Raw genomic sequence first — 18,913 nt, 5'->3', positions numbered from 1 at the left:
GCTTTGCACTGTTCCCCTTTGTTAAGGGGGACTCATTTCGATGGTTTTGCCTCGGGAAATGCAAAAGTCCCCCTTTGTTAAGGGGGACCACTTCAAGCCTGCGAGAAGCAGGGGGTTACTCTCCGAAAGTTTCTGTTGCGCTGACCTGAGGGCTTGCAGCCCGTTCAGCGGCTTTCTGCTCACGGATGGCCTGCGCTTCGTCTTCGGCGACCTCATAGGCACGGACAATTTTGCCGACCAGAGGGTGACGGACCACATCGGACTCTGCGAAGTGGTGGAAGTGGATGCCCTCGATGTTCTCAAGGGTTTTGCGGGCCACGGCCAGACCGCTTTTCACGTTGCGGGGAAGGTCCACCTGGGTCACGTCCCCGGTCACCACGACTTTGCTGGAGAAACCCATGCGGGTCAGGAACATCTTCATCTGTTCTGGGGTGGTGTTTTGGGCCTCGTCCAGAATGATGAAAGCATCGTTCAGGGTGCGCCCACGCATGAAGGCCAGAGGGGCCACTTCAATGACGCCACTTTGCAGGTAGCTTTCAAAGCGGTCGCTGTCCAGCATGTCGTACAGGGCATCGTAAAGGGGTCTCAGGTAAGGGTCAATCTTGGCTTGCAGGTCACCGGGCAGGAAGCCCAGACGTTCGCCAGCCTCGACGGCAGGGCGGGTCAGGATGATGCGTTTGACTTTGCGGGCTTTGAGGGCAGCCACAGCCATGGCCACTGCCAGATAGGTTTTACCGGTTCCGGCAGGACCGATCCCGAACACAATGTCGCTCTGGTTGATGGCTTCCAGATAACGGGCCTGATTCGGGGTTTTGGGACGGAGTTTGTTGGGAAGCACCAGGTCACCGGAAACGGTGGTCTCCTGTGACAGACTTTTGCCCTGACCGGACAGTTCGTTCGCGCGTTCGAGGGTGTCTTCAATCTGGCCCCCCTGACGGATGATGGCAAGGAGGTCGCGAATGAAGTTCTCGGTCTGCTGAACCTGTTCCGTGTCGCCGCTGATGGTGATGGTGTCGCCCCGAGCGATGATCTTGGCACTGCTCAAGGTGCGGATCCGCTTGAGGGTCTTGTCGTTCTCACCAAAAAGCTGGATGGCTTCTTGCTGGTTCTTCAGACGGATGGTGCTTTGGATCAGGGTTTCTTTCAACATTTACCGCCTTCATTGTGCAGGATGGAACGACGTGGCGCGTCAGCATCATGCCTGAGCGCCGTTACAAGAATTGGCTTACCGGACGGTTTGACGGTGCAGTTCAAACGGCCACTCCCTGCAAGGACATCACGCTCCGGACCTTTCGGAGAAGGGGTGTCCTTGCGGCGCACAGCCAGAGACACATCCCGAGCAGGGTCCGTTTGGACCTGGCCTTTTGGGGTTGTGTTCCAGTCTTGCATGCGTTTTCTGCACACCTTCATTTTAATCCTTTTTGTCAGGAAACGTGGCAACCATGAACACCATCTCAAGGCCGAATGCGTCGCAGAAAAGCTGGGGCTCATGACCCGGTGACACCACGGGGTTTGTGGGCTGCTTTCAGGTCCTTTTGACTGTAAGACCGGGCACGAAAAGAGGCATCGAAGCACTCTCTGGAAAAAGCCTTCACTTCATTGAGCCAGAATGGATGTTTCTCGATCAACCCGAGGTGCCCCCCCGGATTCAGCACCACTTCTCTGGACTGCGGAATGTGTCTCGCAATGTGGTGGTTGGCCTCTGGTACCGTCACCACATCGTCTTGCCCTGCAATCACCAGAGCAGGCACAGGAATCTTGCCCAGCACCTCTTCGGCATCGTATTTCATCATGCCAAACATGCCCCGTACCGAAACCGCAGGGGAGGCCAGCACATTGTAGAGACTCGCAAATTCCAGTTGCCCTCGGGTCTCGGATTTCCCGAACTGGGTGAGGTGGTTCAGCAGGTGCAAACCGCCATTCAGGTAGCTCAGAAAGTTCATCGCCCAACTGATCGGCCAGGTCCAGAGGGTCAGGTGACAGATGGGTTTCAGCACAGGCCCCTGAATGGCCCGCCAGAAACCTCCTCCCCGGGCGGTTTTGACCGGATTGGTGAACGTGGTGTGGTTCAGAACCAGACCCACCACCCGGCTTTGCAGATGCTCTGGGAACAGTTCACAGAACTTGAGGGTGATCATGCCCCCGATGCTGTGACCCACCAGCACCACTTTGCGGTCTTCCAGAAAGTCCAGCACGGCTTCCAGATCGCGGGCCATTTTTTCGATGCTCCAGTCCCGGTCTTTTGGGCCTCTGGAGTTGCCCAGTCCCGGCAAATCCCACATCACCAGACGGTAACTGTCGGTCAGGTGCTTTTTCGCATAAAACCACTCGGTGGCATTCATGCCCCAACCGTGCGTCATGAGCAGCACAGGTGCGTTCTCTGGCCCCGCCATCTCGATGAACAACTCGGTGCCGTCTGGCCTTGCAAGCAAATGGGTTTCTCTGGAACGCTCCATGCGAGGCTCTTGCTCTGGATGCTCAGGACGCTTGCCCAACAAGGGAACCAGCAGAAAACGGCCCAACAAAGCAAAGGCCAGAAACACCACGCCCAGAACCAGAGGCCACGTGCATTCTATTTCCTGTGTGTACCACGCCCAGAGGTAATATCCACCCCCATAAACAATGGCCACCGACACCAAACCCATCAACCACATGAACAGCAAAGTGACAGGGAACATCTCGGGCCTCCTTTGGCAATGAACGGTGAATTTTGCAGTGTGTCTTGCACATGGTGTTTCACACATGCCCTGCAAGTACCCTCAGCCTAGACCCTCAAGATGACAGGCATGTGTCTTAAACCTGTGCTGAAGCTGTGTTTTTGGAGGTGCACTCTGATTTGATGAAGTATTCTTAAAGCCATGGCATTGATGGGTTTTTACCCATTGGGTGTGGTGGCGGTCTTTGGTGTGCTGGTGTATATTGCAATGTTGATTGAGACAATTTTTTGGCACGGTAAGGCACCCTCCCAGAGATCCAGAGGAATTTTTGTTGGATTGGTTGTTGTGGGTCTGGTGGGAGGATGGGGCTTGTGGTGGCTGTGGAGGGCTTACATTGTTTACTCCAACTGTTCCAGTTGCTGACCCTACTTCAAATACACATCAAATCTTGTGGTTTTCCCCTTGAATTGCAGTGATGCAGGCTGAATCACTGGTGCATGGATGGGCCGTTTGACCACCACCCGTTTTCTGGCCTGTTCCAGAGCCACCTGCAACAGTTCCTGCTCGTTTTGTTCGGCCCCGAGCAGGGCATGGAACACCTGCATTTCCAGTTTGGGCAGGGCGTCTTTTTTGCGGGCAGGATACATCGGGTCCAGATACACCACCTCAGGTTGATGGTTTCTCAGGGCCTGCATGCTGTCTGCATGAATCAGGGTCATGCGCTGGACCGCTTCCAGATCCTGTGCCCGTTGCAAACCATCTTCCAACAAGGCATGGATGATGGGGTTTTTCTCCAGAACCGTCACCTTGCATCCTGCTCTGGCCAGTGTGAAAGCATCCCGACCCAGGCCCCCTGTGGCATCCAGCACGGTTTTGTGGACTCGGGTGTTCACGGCTTTGGTCAGGTCTCCGCCAGAGCGTTCGGCATTCAGTTGGTGAAAATCCACCCGCACCGGGCGTTGTTTTTTGTGGAGGTCCACGATTTCAAGGCCACCTGCTGCCACCCTCAGACCGTATTGAACACCTTGAGGATCTTGCAGCAATGGAAGGCCCAGTTTTTCAGAGAGGGCGTGGGCCTGATCCTGAAATCCATCTTCAAAAGTGACCTGAATCAAGCAACCACCTTTTTGAAGGCGTCCATCATCTGTTCATGGGAATACCCCAGACTCAGCAGCACAATCAGCAGAATGCGGGCTTTGTGGGCGCTCAGGAAACTGGCCGGAATGCATCCCGCATCCAGCAAGGTTTTGAAGCCACCGGGATAGCCGTACACGGGCAGCACAGGGCCAGCGTGGGTTCGGGTGGCCACCACCACAGGCTTGCCTGAATGGGCCACCAGTGGCAGCACTTCGGCAGGCACATTTCCGGTGCCCATCGCAGCAATCACCAGACCGTCGCTGCGCTCCAGAGCTTCTTTGACCCCTTCGCCTTTCCAGCCTGCATAGGTGTAAAGGATTTCCACATGGGCATCTGCGTGGGGCGGATCGAAGGCCTGCATGCGCTCGGGTTTGTTGAAGTAATGCAGCTCCGGAGAGACCCCATTGGAATCCACGCGGCCAATCGGGCCGGGATAACCTCCGAAACTGTCCAGAGCCGTGGAGTGGGTTTTGGTGACGGTGCGGGCATCGAAGACATCCCCTCCGAAGACCACCAGAGGACCCCGTCCACGGCTCAGGGGATGGGTGGCGGCCACGGCTGCACCCCACAGGTTGCCGGGACCGTCCCATGAGGGTTCCAGAGCATGTCGCATGCTGCCGGTCAGGGCCACACTGACCTCCTCGCGCAGGGTCAAGTGCAGGTAAAAAGCGGTTTCTTCAAGGGTGTCGGTGCCGTGCGTGATCACGATTCCGTCGTTTTGGGGGGCCAGTTCCAGCACCAGATTGCGCAGGGTGTGCATGTGCTGGGGGGTGATGTGGGGGCTGGGCAACTGGTACGGTTGATGCACACTCAGGCTGTACTGTTCCAGCTCTGGAAGCGTGTGGATCAGGTCCAGAGGGCTGGCTTGAGGGGCCACCCCCCCGGAGGCCACGGGCTTGGAGGCAATGGTTCCTCCGGTGTGAATGATGGCAAGGCGGGTCATGATGGGAAAGTATAACTTTTCAGAACGCAACTGACCATGAAAAACAAGCCAGCATGCTTACATTCACCGGGTGCAAAACCCTGAATAATGCCCCTGATGTGGACGGAATTTTTTGCACCCAACCGGTCTTCCAGAGCCACGCGACCTGTGCTGGTTTTGTTGCATGGCCGCAACCGGCCTGCGCTCAGCATGCTGCCTCTGGCAGAAGAACTTTCCCTCAATCATGAAGCCCTGATCACCCCTGAAGCCGAAGGGGGCAGTTGGTACCCTTACAGCACCCTCGCTCCAAGGGCCATGAATGAACCGGCCCTTTCCCAATCTCTGGAACAGATGGAAACCCTCATGCAGGAGGTGTTGCAGAAACATCCCCCCGAGCAGGTGATCCTGTCTGGTTTTGCACAGGGGGCCTGTCTGGCTCTGGAATACGCCATGCGTCACCCCAGACCTTACCGTGCTGTGCTGTCGTTTCATGGGGTCCTGATGGATGAAACACCTTCCCTTCCTCACAAAGACACCCAGTACTTCTTTTGTTCCAGCGAAAACGATCCCCTCATCCCAGCGTGGAAGGTGCGTGCAAGCCATGAAAAGCTGTGTTTGCTGGGTGCAAAATCCAGCTTGCGGCTGTATGCAGGCATGCATGAGAAAATTCCTCCAGAGGAATTGATTCACATTCGAGAGGCTCTCGGGGTAGATTAAACACATCATGATTCTGGTTGCTGGTTCCGCAAACTTGGATTTCGTCGTGCGTGCAAGCCACATTCCTGCCCCCGGAGAAACCGTGCTCGGAGAAAACTTCGAGACGTTTGCAGGGGGCAAAGGTGCCAATCAAGCCGTTGCCTGTGCCAGAGCCGGAGGGAAAGTGGCTTTTCTGGGGGCTCTGGGCAGGGATTTGTACGGAGACATGCTGCTCCATTCGTTGCAGGCCGATGGGGTCAACACCCGTTACCTGAAACGGGTCACCGAACCCACAGGGGCCGCTTTCATCACCGTTTCTCCAGAAGGGGAGAATGCCATCACCGTGGCTTCCGGGGCCAACAACACCCTCAAACCTGAGCACCTGCCGGACCTCAAAGGCTTCAAGGCTCTGGTGATGCCTCTGGAAACCCCCATGCCCACGGTGCTCTCCTATTACACCCGTGCCAAAGCTGCCGGGCTCAAAACGGTCTTGAATGCTGCCCCAGCCACCCGCCTCCCAGAAGAGCTTTTCCCCCAATTGGATGTGATGGTCACCAACCAGCACGAGATTTTCATCAATGCCCCAGCGCACACCGATTTTGCAGATGCGGCACAGTCCATTTTGCAAAAAGGGGTGGGCATGGTGATCATCACCCTCGGGTCTGACGGTTGCCTGCTGGTGACGCAGGAGAAAACGGTCACTGTACCTGCCATTCCCATCGAAGCCGTAGACACCACAGGTGCAGGAGACACCTTTGTGGGTGCCTTCCTTGCCGAATGGATGCGAGGCAGCAACGTGGAAGTGGCAGCCCGTTTTGCTGTGGTGGCCTCGGGTCTGGCCTGCACCAAAGTGGGGGCACAGGCCAGCATGCCTAGAAAAGACGAGATTCTGGAGGCCCTCCAAGGCCAAAAGCCCTGAGCAGACCTTCTACACTGGCCTCAAGAGGTTTTGCTGAAAGGGCAGGGCTGACTCCAAAAACCACTTTGGGAGATCGCCTTGGAAAATCACCTTGCCAAAAACAGTCTGCTTCCACATGCACCAGCAAGAGGTGAGCTTATGAACGACTCCATCCGTGACCTGCGCACAGATTACACCGCAGCCAGCCTGTCTGCCGTTCTCGCCGACCCCGTCGAGCAGTTTGAAGAGTGGCTCCACGAGGCCATCGACGCCAAGCTCCCAGAGCCCAATGGAATGACCCTCAGCACCGTGAATGCACAGGGCAGACCTTCCAGTCGGGTGGTGTTGCTGCGTGGCTTCAACACCGAAGGTTTCGTGTTTTACACCAATTACCTGAGCCGCAAAGGGCAGGACATCTCAGAGCATCCTGTGGCTTGCATCAACTTCTGGTGGCCTGTGCTGGAACGTCAGGTGCGCATTGAAGGGCGCATCGAGAAAGTCAGCCCGGAAGATTCGGACGCCTATTTTGCTTCCCGTCCCAGAGACAGCCAGCTTTCTGCCGCCAGCAGCCCCCAATCTCAGGTGATAGAAAACAAAGACGTTTTGCTGGAACGCATTTCTGAACTGCAAGCCCAGTACCCTGAAGACATGCCGCGTCCAGAGCACTGGGGGGGGTACCGTCTGGTTCCAGAGTATTTTGAATTCTGGCAGGGGGGACCTGCCCGCCTGCACGACCGGTTTGTTTATGTGCTTCAAGATGGAAGCTGGACCACCCAGCGTCTGGCACCCTGAGGCCCATCCAGAGCCTTCTCCTTTGTGTGATATAAACACTTTCCTTGATTGCCCAAATCCCACTACAGTAACTTATGGGAATGGCAGTCACCCTGCAATCTGTTTATTTTCGTGCCCTGGAGGCGCTGGACCGTTTCACCCATTATGTCGAACAGACCGGAGACGACCGTCTGGAATCTCTGGTTGGAGAACTGACGGTGGTGATTGGCACCGCCTACGCCCTCAAAGACATGGCGACCCTTGAAGATGCTGAACTCAGTTGCCTCACCTGTGGCGATGAACTTGAACGCAAATTGAGTGCCCTGGACTAGCCCATCCAAACCCTCTGCACCATCAAATGCAGCCATCAAAACAAAAACAGCCTCTCCATGAGGCTGTTTTTGTTTCAAGATCACTCTCCCGTGAATCCAGAGCCTTCTGAAGGAGGGGCCTGACCCGCTGGATTCTCAAAAGCAGGATCAGGTTGTCCCTGCTCCAGAGGAACTTCTTCCACTGTTGGGTCTGGTGCTGTGGAATCCTCTGGATAGACAGTGGGATCTTCGATGGGCACCTCTTCTACAGAAGGCTCCGGTTGGGTGCTGGGATCTGTACTGGGATCGGGTTGAACCTCTTGAGGTTTCACGAAACTGTCCAGATCCTCTTTGCGGATGCGCCGTTCCACACGGTTTTCCACAGGGGTGGAGGCGTCCGCAAGGTAACCGGTGGTTTTGTCCAGAATCACCAGCATGGTTCCGTCGTCGGCGTTGGGATCGGTGTCCGGTGTGGGGGTGGTTTCCTGTGTGGTGGCATCAGGCACGGTTTCCTGAGGAGGGGTTTCCTCGGTCTGGACTTGCGTGTTGTTGTTCTGCTGCGGTGGAGGAATGTCCTTCACCACGGCCATCCGGTACCCTGCATGGGACTCAAAAACCACCCCAGAGGGACGCACCACATTCTTGTAAGGTTTGCCCCTGAGCGCACCTGCCATCATGTCGCGCCAGATGGGAGCAGCAATCACGCCACTGTAGGAATTCTCGGGCATGGCTCCACCTTCTTCTTTGCCGACCCACACTGCCCCGGCAAGCTCGGGGGTGACGCCCACGAACCAGAGGTCTTTCACATCGTTGGTGGTTCCGGTTTTTCCGCCCACCAGACGACCGGAAATCTGGGCATTGCGGGCCAGTCCACCTGTGCGGTCATACACCACACCACGCAGCATGTCCCACATCACAAAGGCGGTTTGTTCCTTCCAGACCCGTTTGCCGTCGGTGCGGTGGTTTTCGGCATCGTAGAGCACCTGACCGTTGCTGTTTTCCACTTTCAGCACGTAATTGGGCTCGTGCAGTTTGCCACCGTTCACAAAACTGGCGTACACCAGAGCCATCTTCAGCGGATTGGATTCCAGGGTTCCAATCGAAAGGCTCAAACCTTCATTGCCCTGCACTTCAAATCCGAGGTCCCGCAACTTGTCTTTGAAGGTGTCAATGCCGATGCGGTCCGCAAGGCGCACGGTGGGCAGGTTGAGGCTCTGGTCCAGACTGGAACGCAAGGTGGTTTCTTGACCCGTCGAGGTCTGGCTGAAGTTTTTCGGGCTGTACACCCCGTTGGGGCATCCTGCACATTTGAAACTGACCGGAGCATCGAGTTCGGTGTGGAACTGCTGGTAGCCTTCCTCAATGGCAGTTGCGTACAGCAAAGGTTTGATGCTGGAACCCACCTGACGTTTCGACTGGGCAGCGTTGTTCCACTCCCGACTGAACACATCCAGTTTCTGACCCACCATGGCCCGCACATCACCGGTGTAAGGGTCCACGATGGCTGCACCCATGGTCGCCCCAGAGGGCACTCTGGCATTTCTGGAAGCCTGCTCGATGGACTCCTGCGCCTGTTTGTCCATGGCAGTGATCACCTTCAGACCTCCGGTTCCTGTGAAGGCACTGGAAGGCAGGATGTCACGCAGTTGTTTCTCAAGTTGCTGCAGGTAATGGCTGGCAAAAGTGTTGCGGTTGGGACGGATGTTTTTGGCCTTGTCGTTGACCAGTTCAGCGGCCAGCAAGTTGCCCTCACGGTCGTAACGGACCCTCCATCCAGCAGGCCGGATTTGCTCTTTCCATGCTGCATCGGCCTGCTGCTGGGTGATGCGCCCATCTTCCACCATGCGGTTCAGGAGGCTTTTCATCAGGGGGCGGTAGGCTTCGTAATCAAAATAACGCCGTGCAGAAGGCACCAGAGTGGCAATGTACACGCTCTCTGCAAGGGACAGGTTTTTGGCAGGCTTTCCAAAGTAACCTCTGGCGGCCATGTCCACGCCAATCAGGTCGGTGTACCCACCACTGCCCAGATAAATCAGGTTCAGGTAATCAATCAGGATCTCGTCTTTGGAGAAATACCGTTCGACCTGCACGCTCAAAATCCACTCTTTGTACTTGCGTTCAAGTGTGCGGCCACCGCTCAGTTCAGAAAGCAGGGTGTTTTTGATCACCTGATTGGTGATGGTGGATCCGCCCTCCAAACGCTCACCCATCACCATTTTCAGCAAACTGCGACCCAGACCAATGAAATCCAGACCATAATGCTGAAAAAACCTGCGGTCTTCGCTGGTGACAATCGCCATGGGGAGGTAAGGGCTCATGTCTTCGAGGCCCACGATGTTGCGGTCAATCTTGACCCCGGTGGGCAAAGTCACAGGCAAAGTCCCGAGGTATTGCAGGTTGCGGTCCAGCACCTTGGTGTTGCTGGCCAACTTGATGCGTTCCAGCTCACGGTAATTTGGCAATTCGAGGGTCCATTTGACCACGAAAATCAAAGGGAAAATCAATGCAATTCCAGCCACCATCCAGAACACTTTCCACTTGCTGGCTTTCTTTCTGGGAGGTGGCGTGGGACCCGGTTTACGACGCACATTCTTTTTTGCAGACGACATTGGACCTCATCACATGCTGGCCCCAAGGAGCCAGAGATTCTGTTACGGTCACAGTTTAAAGGATTTGATTTGTGAAAAAAGGCGAGAATCATGAAAAAACCCTAAGGAATCTGTTGGAGGTGCCTTTGACTTCAAGCCACTTGATGGACCGAGGTCAGTTCAAAGGTTCAAATCTGGCATGGCGTTCAAGAAGCCGTCAGCCATCAGCGTTCAGTCATCAGCACAAAACCCACTTCTACGCTTTGGCTCAAACAAATGGCTTGCAAGAAAAGCCAATCCATATGGGGTTGTTCCGTTTTCATGTCTGTGGTTTCACAGCAGACGTTCCTTCTTGCTGACTGCTGAAAGCTGACCGCTGATGGCTCTCGCTGTTTGCATTGTCCAAACAGCGACTTTGCATGTGCCCACTTGATAGACACCCTCACTGACAGACCCACATGCCAGCCGATATGGTAAAAGGCATGAAACGTGCCTTTCTGTTTGCCCACCCTGCTGGACACTCCCTGTCCCCAAGAATGCACAATGCTGCATTTCAATCGATTGGTGTGGATGGGGTGTATCAGGCTGTAGACATCGAACCCACCTGTCTGGGCAAAGCCCTGCTGCGCCTGAGGGAACCCGAGGTGATCGGTGCCAACCTGAGCCTTCCCCACAAAGAAGCCGTGATTCCCTTGCTGGATGAAATTGAGCCTGTGGCCCGCAAAATCGGTGCAGTCAACACCATCATTCCCAGAAATGGCAAGCTGCTGGGCACCAACACCGATGCAGACGGTTTTTACCAGAGCCTCCTTGAGGGAGGATATCGCCCAGAAGGTGTTGCGCTGGTCCTCGGGGCCGGAGGGGCAGCCAGAGCCGCTGTGTACGCCCTGCATCAGGCTGGCCTCGAAATCTGGATTCAGAACCGCACCCCTGAACGCGCACAGCAACTGCTGGACAGCATGCAAATTCCCGGCAAAGTGTACGCCACACAGGACCAGATTCCTTTTGAGCAGGTGGGTCTCCTGGTGAATTCTTCTTCTGCTGGGCTCAGCAACCCTCTGGAAAGCCCCCTCACCCTGGCTTTCCCTGACCTCAAAGCAGGGGCCACCGTGTATGACATGGTGTACAAACCCCTCCACACCAAACTGCTGCTGGACGCTCGGGCCAAAGGGTACAACGCAGTGACAGGCATCGGAATGCTGGTCCATCAGGCCAGATTGGCATTTGAACGCTGGACCGGTCAGAGCGTCCCTGCTCAGGTGATGTTTGATGCGGTGAAAGACACGTTGCAGTAAAGCAGAAGGGTCTGCGACCCGCCGAGGGCCAAGCGACTCAGCGCGAAGCGGGCCGTCCCGCAAGCGCGTATTGGAGTCAAGACAGGGCCGAGAGCCAAGGGCCAAAAGCAGAAACACACCGTTGCCATCAACGTAGGGGCGTGCAAGTTCACCACAACTTGGTGAACTGTTCTGCACAAGAAGCGTGCTGCGCCCTGTATTGCTGTGGCATGGCCTTCTGCGCTTTAAAATGTCCCCATGCACACCCTCTTTGACCTCACAGGAAAACAGGCTCTGGTGACCGGAGCCAGCAAAGGCATTGGATACGCTTCGGCCAAACTGCTCCATGAACTCGGGGCAGAAGTGACTCTGGTGGCCCGCAATGAAGAAGCGTTGCAGCAGGCGCAAAACACCCTGAAAGGCAGCCGGTACATCGTGGCAGATCTGGCTTCCAGAGCAGGGGTGGACCTCGTGCTGGAGAAGGTGGGGGCTGTGGACATTCTGGTCAGCAATGCAGGAGGTCCCAAGCCCGGCACACCCACCCAGATCACCGAGGAGGGGTGGCTCTCGGGTTTCGAGCTGACCCTGATGTCCACCATCCGACTGGCCAGAGGGGTTCTGCCTCACATGATGGGGGAGAAGTGGGGCCGGATCATTGCCATCACCAGCCTGAGCGTCACCCGGCCTGTGCCCAACCTGACCGTGTCCAACACCCTGAGGGCTGGCGTGGAAAACTACCTGAAGACCTTGGCTCTGGAGGTCGCCCCTTACGGCATCACCGCCAATGCAGTGGCTCCCGGTTACACCCTCACAGAGCGTCTGGAACAACTGCACCCCAACCCCGAGGATCTGGAGAAAATCGCTGCCCGCATTCCAGCCCGTCGGGTGGGACTGGCAGAAGAGGTGGCCTCAGCGGTGGCGTATCTGGCCTCGCCGGGTGCGGCTTATGTGACGGGACAGAGCATTCTGGTGGATGGAGGGGTGTGCATTTGATTGCCGAGGGCACAGAGCCGAGGGCGCAGGGCAAAGAAGGCTTTGGCTGAAGCTTTGGGCGAGGCATGCCTCGCCCCTACAAGTCCCCTTGTATTTGCTGAAGGTATCGCAAGATGCCCTCGGCTCTGTGCCCTCGGCCCTCGGCCCCTTTGTATTAGATGCTTTGGCGTACCCAGCATCCAGAGCAGTACAATATCCCCCGTGACGCGAATTCGAGATCTCATGCCTGCCAGTTTTCCGGGGACCTTGCAGGGGGTGCCGCAGGTGGCGCGGCAGCTCTTGTTTTCTGCACATGACGGCAAAGCGGTGCTGCTGACCACCCCGGAGCGTCTGGCGGTTTACCAGACTCTGGGGCTCTGGGGTGCAGAGGTGTCCATCAATCCCGGCATTCCCGAGTGGGCCATCAAAGGGGACAAGGTGGTGCTGGATGTGTCCACCGCTCTGGATTTGTTCCCCAGGGATCCAGAAAGCCTGACCGTGAATTTGCAGATTGGGCGGGATTATCCGCGGGACCGTCTGCTGGACCAGTTGATCTCTCTGGGTTACCAGAGGGAAGAGGAACCGGGTTACACCGTGCAGGGGGACACCCTCTCCATCCACCTGAATGGCGAACAGACCCTGCGTGCCGAGTTTTTTGGCGATGAACTCGACACCCTTCGGGACAACGAGGGCAACAAAATCCGCTCTTTCATCGTGCCGCCTGCTGAAGGGTTTCTGCCGCCCACCCGCTGGGATGCGACCCGTCTGGAATTGCTGGAAGGGTACCGGGTGTATCTGGATGCCCCAGAGCTGTACAACAGCGTGCTGGAGCCGAACACCGGGCAACTCTGGCAGTTGTTGATGTCCAGAGAGGTGGTGTCTTTTGGGCGTACCCCTCTGGAATTGCCGGATCTGGTGGCTCCGGTCAAAGCCCTGCCTTTTTACCGGGCGCAATTGACGGTGTTTGCCAGAGATCTGGAACGCTGGCTGGAAGCCGGGCAGCAGGTGCTGTTGCTGCTTCGCCATGAACGGACAGGCAAGTATTTGCAGGAAAAACTCTTGACCAACCTGAACATCAAATGGGTGAAAAACCCTGTGATGGTGCCGGGTCAGGTCAGTTTTCTGGTGGGCATCGGTGAGGGTGGTTTTGAGGTTCCAGACCAGAAAACCGTGGTGCTCACCGAGGACCTGCTGTACGGTTTTCAGGGAGGATCGGCTTTAAGGAGCAAAAAGCTGTCCGGGAAGCCGGTCACGGACGCTCTGGGTTTGCAAATTGGGGATTACCTGATCCATCCAGAGCACGGCATCGGGCAATTTCTGGGCATTGAAACCCGTGAAGTGCTGGGCGTAAAAAGGGATTACTTGAACCTGCAATATGGCGGAGGGGCCAAGATTTATCTGCCCATCGAGCTGCTGCCCATCATGCGCAGGCATCCCGGCACCACCGACGATCCGCCCAGCCTGTCCCGTTTTGAAAAGCAGGAATGGCAGAAAGCCAGAGAGAAAGCCCGCCAGAGTGCCGAGGCCCTTGCCGCCAGATTGCTGGTGCAGTACGCAGCCCGGCAGGTGACACCCGGTTATGGGTTCACGCCTCTGGAAGACTGGGACCCCCTGATCGAAAAGAATTTCGAGTATGAACTCACTTTTGACCAGAAGCGGGCTCTCCGGGAAACCCTGAACGATCTGGAAAAAACCTACCCGATGGACCGCCTGATCTCGGGGGATGTGGGGTTCGGGAAAACCGAGGTGGCTTTGCGGGCTGCACACCGGGTGGTCGGTCACGGCAAACAGGTGGCGGTTCTGGTCCCCACCACCTTGCTGGCTGAGCAGCACGCCAGCACCTTCGTGGCAAGGTTCAAGGATCTGCCTGTCAGGATTGAGGGCCTGAGCCGTTTCACCAGTCCAGCCAAATCCAGAGAGATTCTGGAAGGCATCAAGGCCGGTTCCGTGGACATCGTGATCGGAACGCACCGTTTGCTTTCGCAGGACATCCAGTTCAAGAACCTCGGGCTGATCATCGTGGACGAAGAGCACCGTTTTGGGGTGCTGCAAAAAGAAAAACTCAAAGCCCTCAAGGCGTTTGGCAAACTGGAAGGTCTGCCAGAACCCGAGCCCGCTCAGGCCACGGACACCTCTCCCAGAAGGCGCGGGCGGCCCAAAAAACAGGAGCAGGCTTCCCTGAACACGGCTGCCAAAGACGCTCTGGAGGAACTGAAAAATCAGGTGTCCATCGATGTGCTTTCCATGTCTGCCACGCCGATTCCCAGAACCCTGTACATGAGCATGGTGGGCCTGAGGGACATGTCCAGCATCCAGACGCCACCCAAAGGCAGGAAGCCCATCCAGACCATCCTCTCGCCTTACGATCCGACGGTGGTGCGCCATGCGATCATTTCGGAGTTGGAGCGTGGAGGCAAAGTCTTTTACATCCATGACCGCATCGCCTCGATTGGGGCCAGAGCCCTGTACCTGAAAAACATCGTTCCAGAAGCGCGAGTCGCCGTTGCCCACGGACGCATGGACGAGGAGCAGCTTGAAGAGATCATGCTTGGGTTTGAGGAGGGGGCCTTTGATGTGCTCCTTTCCACCACCATCGTGGAAACCGGGCTGGACATCCCAGAAGCGAACACCATCCTGATTGAGCGTGCAGACCGTCTGGGTCTGGCACAGCTTTACCAGCTTCGTGGACGGGTGGGACGGCGCAGCCGCGAGGCCTACGCTTACATGTTCTATCCTCCACGCCTGACCGGAAATGCCAGTCGCAGGTTGTGGGCCATTGCAGACCTTCAGGACCTCGGCTCGGGTCACCGTCTGGCCGAGAAGGACATGGAAATCCGTGGGGTGGGAAACATCCTTGGAAGCGAACAGCACGGTCAGATTCAGGCGGTTTCCATCGAGGTGTACACCGAACTGCTGGCAGAAGCCGTCGCGAAACTCAAAGGGGATGTGCTCCCAGAGCCCACCCAGATCACCATTGATTTGCCGGTCAATGCCCGCCTGACCGCAGAATACTTCGGTGATGAGGCTGCAAGGATTCAGGCTTACGGTTTGCTTTCGGAAGCCACCACCCTGCCTGCCATTTCGAGGGTCGAAAAAGAATTCCGCAAGCGGTTTGGGATGCCCCCTCTGGAAGTCCAGCATTTTCTGGACCTTGCCAAACTCCGGATCATTGCCCTCAACAAGCGGGCACTCAGCATCACCGAGAACTTCACCCATCTGGTGGTCAGCTTCAGTTACAAAGGGCTGGATTTCGATGCGGCTTCCCTCAAGAAATTTCCACACAAAACCGAAGTGGCCCAGTTTCCCCCGAGCGTCAAAATCGACAAAAAGGGCCTCAAACCAGACGATTATCCGGCGGTCCTGATGGACGTTCTGACCTACTTTGGTTGACCCGACCTCCACCAGAGAAGTTTTTCCCATGCTCCTGCAAAGGAGCATTTTTTTGGGCTTGATTCAACCCACACAGTCATACTCTGGTGAGGGTTGTGCATTAAACTGAGAAAGGTAAACCTGAGATGTGTTGCAGCTGAGGATGGTTGCACGTTCCAGAATGCAGTTGGGCAGAAGTTGAGGTTATTTGATGACTGAGCACCACGTGGACTCCCAGCAAGAACTGAACCACTTACGCAACCGTGTGGGTGAGCTTGAAAGTGCTGCTCGTTTTCTGGAACTGAATTTCTCCCAGACCGCTCTGGGCATCGTGGTGCTGGACCACCGCCAGAGGCTGGTTCGGGCCAACCAGAAGTTCTGCGATTTTCTGGGTTATTCAGAAGAAGAACTCAAAGGCCTCCACTGGGAAGACGTGTCCCATCCTTCCAGCGTGCCAGAGAATTCCCGTTTGTATCAGGACCTTCTGGACGGCAAAATGGACCACTTCACCATTGAAAAACGCTATGTGCGCAAAGATGGCCGGGTGGTCTGGGGCATGCTGTCGGTGTACAACCTCAAAATTGCTCTGGGCGAACTGGGCAGCATGATCGCCGTGATTCAGGACTTGCAGCCTGTCAAAGAAGCCCAGACCGCACTTGTGCATTCCGAAGCCAACCTCAAAGCCATCGTGGACAACACCCATCAGGCTTTTGTGCTGCTGGACCCTTACCGCAAATTGCTGGTGTTCAACACCTACGCCCAGTATGCGCTTGCTGCCATGTCCCAGAAAGAACTGGTCCTTGGCGAAGACATGTTTCACTATGTGCCAGAGCAACTCAATGCAGCTTTCCTCAAGCACTTTCAGAAAGCTCTGGATGGGGACCACAGCCTCACTGAAGCAAAAATTGAAGGCAAAGAACCCCGCTGGTTTGAGTTCACATTTGTTCCGGTCAAAGACAGTGTCTCGGGCACCAACCGGGTGCTGGTGACGGCGCAGGACATCACCCGCCGCAAAGATTCAGAACGGCGTTTCCTGAACCTGAACGCCGAACTGGAAATGAAAGTTGCAGAGCAGAAGAACCGTCTGGAGCAGGAGGAGGCTTGGAACGCTCAGGCCGCTGAGCGCATCAAGGACACCGAATCGCGCACCAATGCGGTGCTCCGTGCCCTGCCCGACCTGATGCTGGTGATTGACCGCAATGGTCGCTTTCTGGATTACAGTTTGCAGGACGAGCGGGATTTGCACGGCATGCCCCACCAGTTTCTGGGCCTCACCCCCAGAGAAGTCTTTCCTGAGCACCTCGCCCACCTGTTCATGGAGGCCATCGAAACGGTCCATCAGGACGGCGAGCCCGAGGTGCTGGAATATGCCCTCGACCAGTACTCCGAAAGGCGTTATTTCGAGGCGCGTTTCGTGCCTTACACCCGCGAAAAAGTGCTGGCCATTGTTCGGGACACCACCGAACGCAAACAAATCGAGCAACTGAACGCCATCCAGCAGCACATCCTGTACTTGACTGCCCGTTCAGAGAACACCCGTGAAATCCTGCTGGGCCTGTGTTCCATGATCGAAGACATCAACCCCGGAGCCCTGTGTTCGGTGCTGCGCTACGACGCCCGAAACCAGACCCTCTGGCACCTTGCTGCCCCCAGTTTGCCCACGGCTTACATGAATGCCGTCAATGGCCTGAATGCTGGGCCACAGGCTGGATCTTGTGGCACTGCAGCTTACATTGGCCGCACCGTGATTGTGGCAGACATCGAGACCGATCCGCTCTGGGAGAATTACCGGACGCTGGCCCGGACCCACCACCTGCGGGCCTGCTGGTCCAACCCGGTGCAAGACCGCTCTGGGACGGTGCTGGCCACCTTCGCCATTTATTACCGTCAGCCCAAAGCCCCGAGTTCTTTCCAGCGGCGCATGATTGACACCTGCGTGGATCTGGTCAGGATCGTGCTGGAACGGGAAGCTTCAGAAGCGCGCATCCGCAAACTGGCGTTTTACGATGCCCTGACCGGCCTTCCCAACCGGGTGGCCATCGAAAATCAGGTCACGGAACTGCTGAAAGTCTCGGAGCAGACCGGCAAACAGTTGGCCTTTCTGTACATGGACATGGACAACTTCAAGAACGTCAACGACTCGCTCGGGCATGCTGCTGGAGACAAACTGCTCATTCAGGTGGCGGCCCGCATCCGCCAGAGTTTGCCCTCCAAGGGTCTGGTGGCCCGCCAGAGTGGCGACGAGTTCATTGTGGTGATTCCAGACACCTCCTACCCTGAAACCACCGAAGTGGCCAGACGCCTGATCCACGATTCTCTGGCCCCTTTTCAGATCGATGGTCACGAATTGATCGCTGCACACTCCATCGGCATCAGCCTGTTCCCCGAGGATGCCACCAGCTTTGAGCTGCTGCGCAAGCATGCCGACACGGCCCTGTACCACGCCAAACATGCAGGTCGCAACCAGTTTTCTTTTTTCACCGAAGACATGCGCCTGAAGGCCATGGACCGTTTGCGCATCGAAACCGCCCTGCGCTCTGTGCTGCACCGCCATGAACTGCAACTCCATTACCAGCCGATCATGGATTTGCAGACCTCCAGGGTCATGGGTGTGGAGGCCCTGATGCGCTGGACCTCAGCAGAACTTGGTGAAGTCCCTCCTGCACGTTTCATTCCCATTGCGGAAGAAATGGGCATCATTGAGGACATGACCCGTTGGGTGCTTTTGGAAGTCTGCCAGATGAACCAGAGGCTCGAAGATGCCGGTGTGGGCAAAATTCCGGTGTCGGTCAACCTCAGTGACATCCATTTCCGCAGCCGTTCCCTGATCGAAGCGGTGGCCGAAACCCTGAAAGAAACCGGAATGGAACCGCATTATCTTGATCTGGAAGTCACCGAGAGCCTGTTGATGAGCAACCTCGACACTGCCATTGACCTCCTGGGAGAACTCAGTGATCTGGGGGTTACGGTGTCTCTGGACGATTTCGGCACTGGATACTCCAGCCTGACCTACCTCCAGAGGCTCCCTCTGGACCGCCTGAAGGTGGACCGCTCTTTCATGACCAATCTGGTGGCAGACCAGAGGGGACAGGCCGTCACCCGAGCCGTGATTGCCCTCGGGCACAGCCTTGGCCTGATGGTGGTCGCTGAAGGGGTCGAAGACAAAGCCCAGCACGACTGGCTTCGCAAGCTCAACTGTGATGGGGTACAGGGTTTCCTGATGGCCCATCCTTTGCAGGAAGCCCAGTTGGTGGAGTTTTTGAAAGAACACCCTGCTCTGGGGGATTGAATCAAGAGAGCAGTGTCAAGGCTGTGTCA

General features: G+C 56.4%; 13 protein-coding genes. 8 read left to right on the top strand and 5 right to left on the bottom strand.

Annotation, left to right across the window (positions count from 1 at the left end):
• Positions 1-115 precede the first annotated feature (115 nt).
• From Q371_RS00450 to Q371_RS00425, 4 genes are all read right to left on the bottom strand, one after another.
• On the bottom strand, positions 116-1,150 hold the full coding sequence (locus tag Q371_RS00450; RefSeq protein ID WP_034334730.1) for a PhoH family protein: 1,035 nt from the start codon (positions 1,148-1,150) through the stop codon (positions 116-118).
• A 337-nt stretch (positions 1,151-1,487) separates the two neighbouring features.
• Positions 1,488-2,678 carry an alpha/beta fold hydrolase gene (locus Q371_RS00440; protein ID WP_051963024.1) on the bottom strand — a complete coding sequence of 397 codons (1,191 nt, stop codon included), beginning with the start codon at positions 2,676-2,678 and terminating at the stop codon, positions 1,488-1,490.
• A 404-nt stretch (positions 2,679-3,082) separates the two neighbouring features.
• Entirely contained in the window at positions 3,083-3,772 is a 690-nt protein-coding gene (locus Q371_RS00430) for a class I SAM-dependent methyltransferase (protein WP_034334712.1), read from the bottom strand.
• Positions 3,769-4,737 (bottom strand): asparaginase, encoded by a 969-nt coding sequence (locus tag Q371_RS00425; protein ID WP_034334709.1) that lies wholly within the window; start codon positions 4,735-4,737, stop codon positions 3,769-3,771. The genes Q371_RS00430 and Q371_RS00425 overlap by 4 nt, the downstream gene beginning before the upstream one ends.
• 96 nt (positions 4,738-4,833) lie before the next feature.
• On the opposite strand from Q371_RS00425, the gene Q371_RS25015 reads away from it, so the two are divergent.
• The 4 genes from Q371_RS25015 to Q371_RS00405 all read left to right on the top strand — a co-directional run bounded on the left by Q371_RS25015 (position 4,834) and on the right by Q371_RS00405 (position 7,413).
• Positions 4,834-5,433: an alpha/beta hydrolase gene (locus Q371_RS25015; RefSeq protein WP_169743757.1), complete on the top strand. Its 600-nt coding sequence runs from the start codon at positions 4,834-4,836 to the stop codon at positions 5,431-5,433.
• Between the two features lie 7 nt (positions 5,434-5,440).
• The gene (locus Q371_RS00415) at positions 5,441-6,331 is read left to right on the top strand and encodes a ribokinase (RefSeq protein ID WP_051963022.1); all 891 of its coding nucleotides are present in this window, start codon (positions 5,441-5,443) and stop codon (positions 6,329-6,331) included.
• Positions 6,332-6,469: 138 nt separating this feature from the next.
• On the top strand, positions 6,470-7,102 hold the full coding sequence (gene pdxH, locus Q371_RS00410) for a pyridoxamine 5'-phosphate oxidase (RefSeq protein ID WP_034334704.1): 633 nt from the start codon (positions 6,470-6,472) through the stop codon (positions 7,100-7,102).
• Between the two features lie 80 nt (positions 7,103-7,182).
• Complete coding sequence (locus tag Q371_RS00405) at positions 7,183-7,413, top strand: hypothetical protein (RefSeq protein ID WP_034334702.1); 231 nt, start codon at positions 7,183-7,185, stop codon at positions 7,411-7,413.
• Positions 7,414-7,493: 80 nt separating this feature from the next.
• Here the strand turns inward: Q371_RS00405 and Q371_RS00400 are convergent, their stop codons facing one another.
• Positions 7,494-10,001, bottom strand: a complete 2,508-nt coding sequence (locus Q371_RS00400) for a transglycosylase domain-containing protein (protein WP_051963021.1) — start codon at positions 9,999-10,001, stop codon at positions 7,494-7,496.
• 461 nt (positions 10,002-10,462) lie between these two features.
• Here Q371_RS00400 and aroE point away from each other — a divergent pair, with 461 nt between their 5' ends.
• The 4 genes from aroE (at position 10,463) to Q371_RS25010 (ending at position 18,884) form a co-directional block, all read left to right on the top strand.
• Positions 10,463-11,275 (top strand): shikimate dehydrogenase, encoded by an 813-nt coding sequence (aroE, locus tag Q371_RS00395; protein ID WP_051963020.1) that lies wholly within the window; start codon positions 10,463-10,465, stop codon positions 11,273-11,275.
• Between the two features lie 237 nt (positions 11,276-11,512).
• Entirely contained in the window at positions 11,513-12,247 is a 735-nt protein-coding gene (locus tag Q371_RS00390) for an SDR family oxidoreductase (protein ID WP_034334699.1), read from the top strand.
• A 222-nt stretch (positions 12,248-12,469) separates the two neighbouring features.
• Complete coding sequence (locus Q371_RS00385) at positions 12,470-15,616, top strand: DEAD/DEAH box helicase (RefSeq protein WP_051963019.1); 3,147 nt, start codon at positions 12,470-12,472, stop codon at positions 15,614-15,616.
• A gap of 190 nt (positions 15,617-15,806) precedes the next feature.
• Positions 15,807-18,884 carry a sensor domain-containing protein gene (locus Q371_RS25010; RefSeq protein WP_051963018.1) on the top strand — a complete coding sequence of 1,026 codons (3,078 nt, stop codon included), beginning with the start codon at positions 15,807-15,809 and terminating at the stop codon, positions 18,882-18,884.
• Positions 18,885-18,913 lie beyond the last annotated feature (29 nt).

Source organism: Deinococcus misasensis DSM 22328, assembly GCF_000745915.1.
Lineage (GTDB): Bacteria > Deinococcota > Deinococci > Deinococcales > Deinococcaceae > Deinococcus_C > Deinococcus_C misasensis.
The sequence above is the reverse complement of the archived record's forward strand: the minus strand, read 5'-3'. Positions and strand labels throughout refer to the sequence as shown.

Excerpts from the sequence above, each read along its gene's own strand:
- Q371_RS00450 (WP_034334730.1), bottom strand. The coding sequence starts at position 1,150 with ATGTTGAAAGAAACCCTGATCCAAAGCACCATCCGTCTGAAGAACCAG.
- Q371_RS00440 (WP_051963024.1), bottom strand. The coding sequence starts at position 2,678 with ATGTTCCCTGTCACTTTGCTGTTCATGTGGTTGATGGGTTTGGTGTCG.
- Q371_RS00425 (WP_034334709.1), bottom strand. The coding sequence starts at position 4,737 with ATGACCCGCCTTGCCATCATTCACACCGGAGGAACCATTGCCTCCAAG.
- Q371_RS25015 (WP_169743757.1), top strand. The coding sequence starts at position 4,834 with ATGTGGACGGAATTTTTTGCACCCAACCGGTCTTCCAGAGCCACGCGA.
- Q371_RS00415 (WP_051963022.1), top strand. The coding sequence starts at position 5,441 with ATGATTCTGGTTGCTGGTTCCGCAAACTTGGATTTCGTCGTGCGTGCA.
- pdxH (WP_034334704.1), top strand. The coding sequence starts at position 6,470 with ATGAACGACTCCATCCGTGACCTGCGCACAGATTACACCGCAGCCAGC.
- Q371_RS00405 (WP_034334702.1), top strand. The coding sequence starts at position 7,183 with ATGGCAGTCACCCTGCAATCTGTTTATTTTCGTGCCCTGGAGGCGCTG.
- Q371_RS00400 (WP_051963021.1), bottom strand. The coding sequence starts at position 10,001 with ATGTCGTCTGCAAAAAAGAATGTGCGTCGTAAACCGGGTCCCACGCCA.
- aroE (WP_051963020.1), top strand. The coding sequence starts at position 10,463 with ATGAAACGTGCCTTTCTGTTTGCCCACCCTGCTGGACACTCCCTGTCC.
- Q371_RS00390 (WP_034334699.1), top strand. The coding sequence starts at position 11,513 with ATGCACACCCTCTTTGACCTCACAGGAAAACAGGCTCTGGTGACCGGA.
- Q371_RS00385 (WP_051963019.1), top strand. The coding sequence starts at position 12,470 with ATGCCTGCCAGTTTTCCGGGGACCTTGCAGGGGGTGCCGCAGGTGGCG.
- Q371_RS25010 (WP_051963018.1), top strand. The coding sequence starts at position 15,807 with ATGACTGAGCACCACGTGGACTCCCAGCAAGAACTGAACCACTTACGC.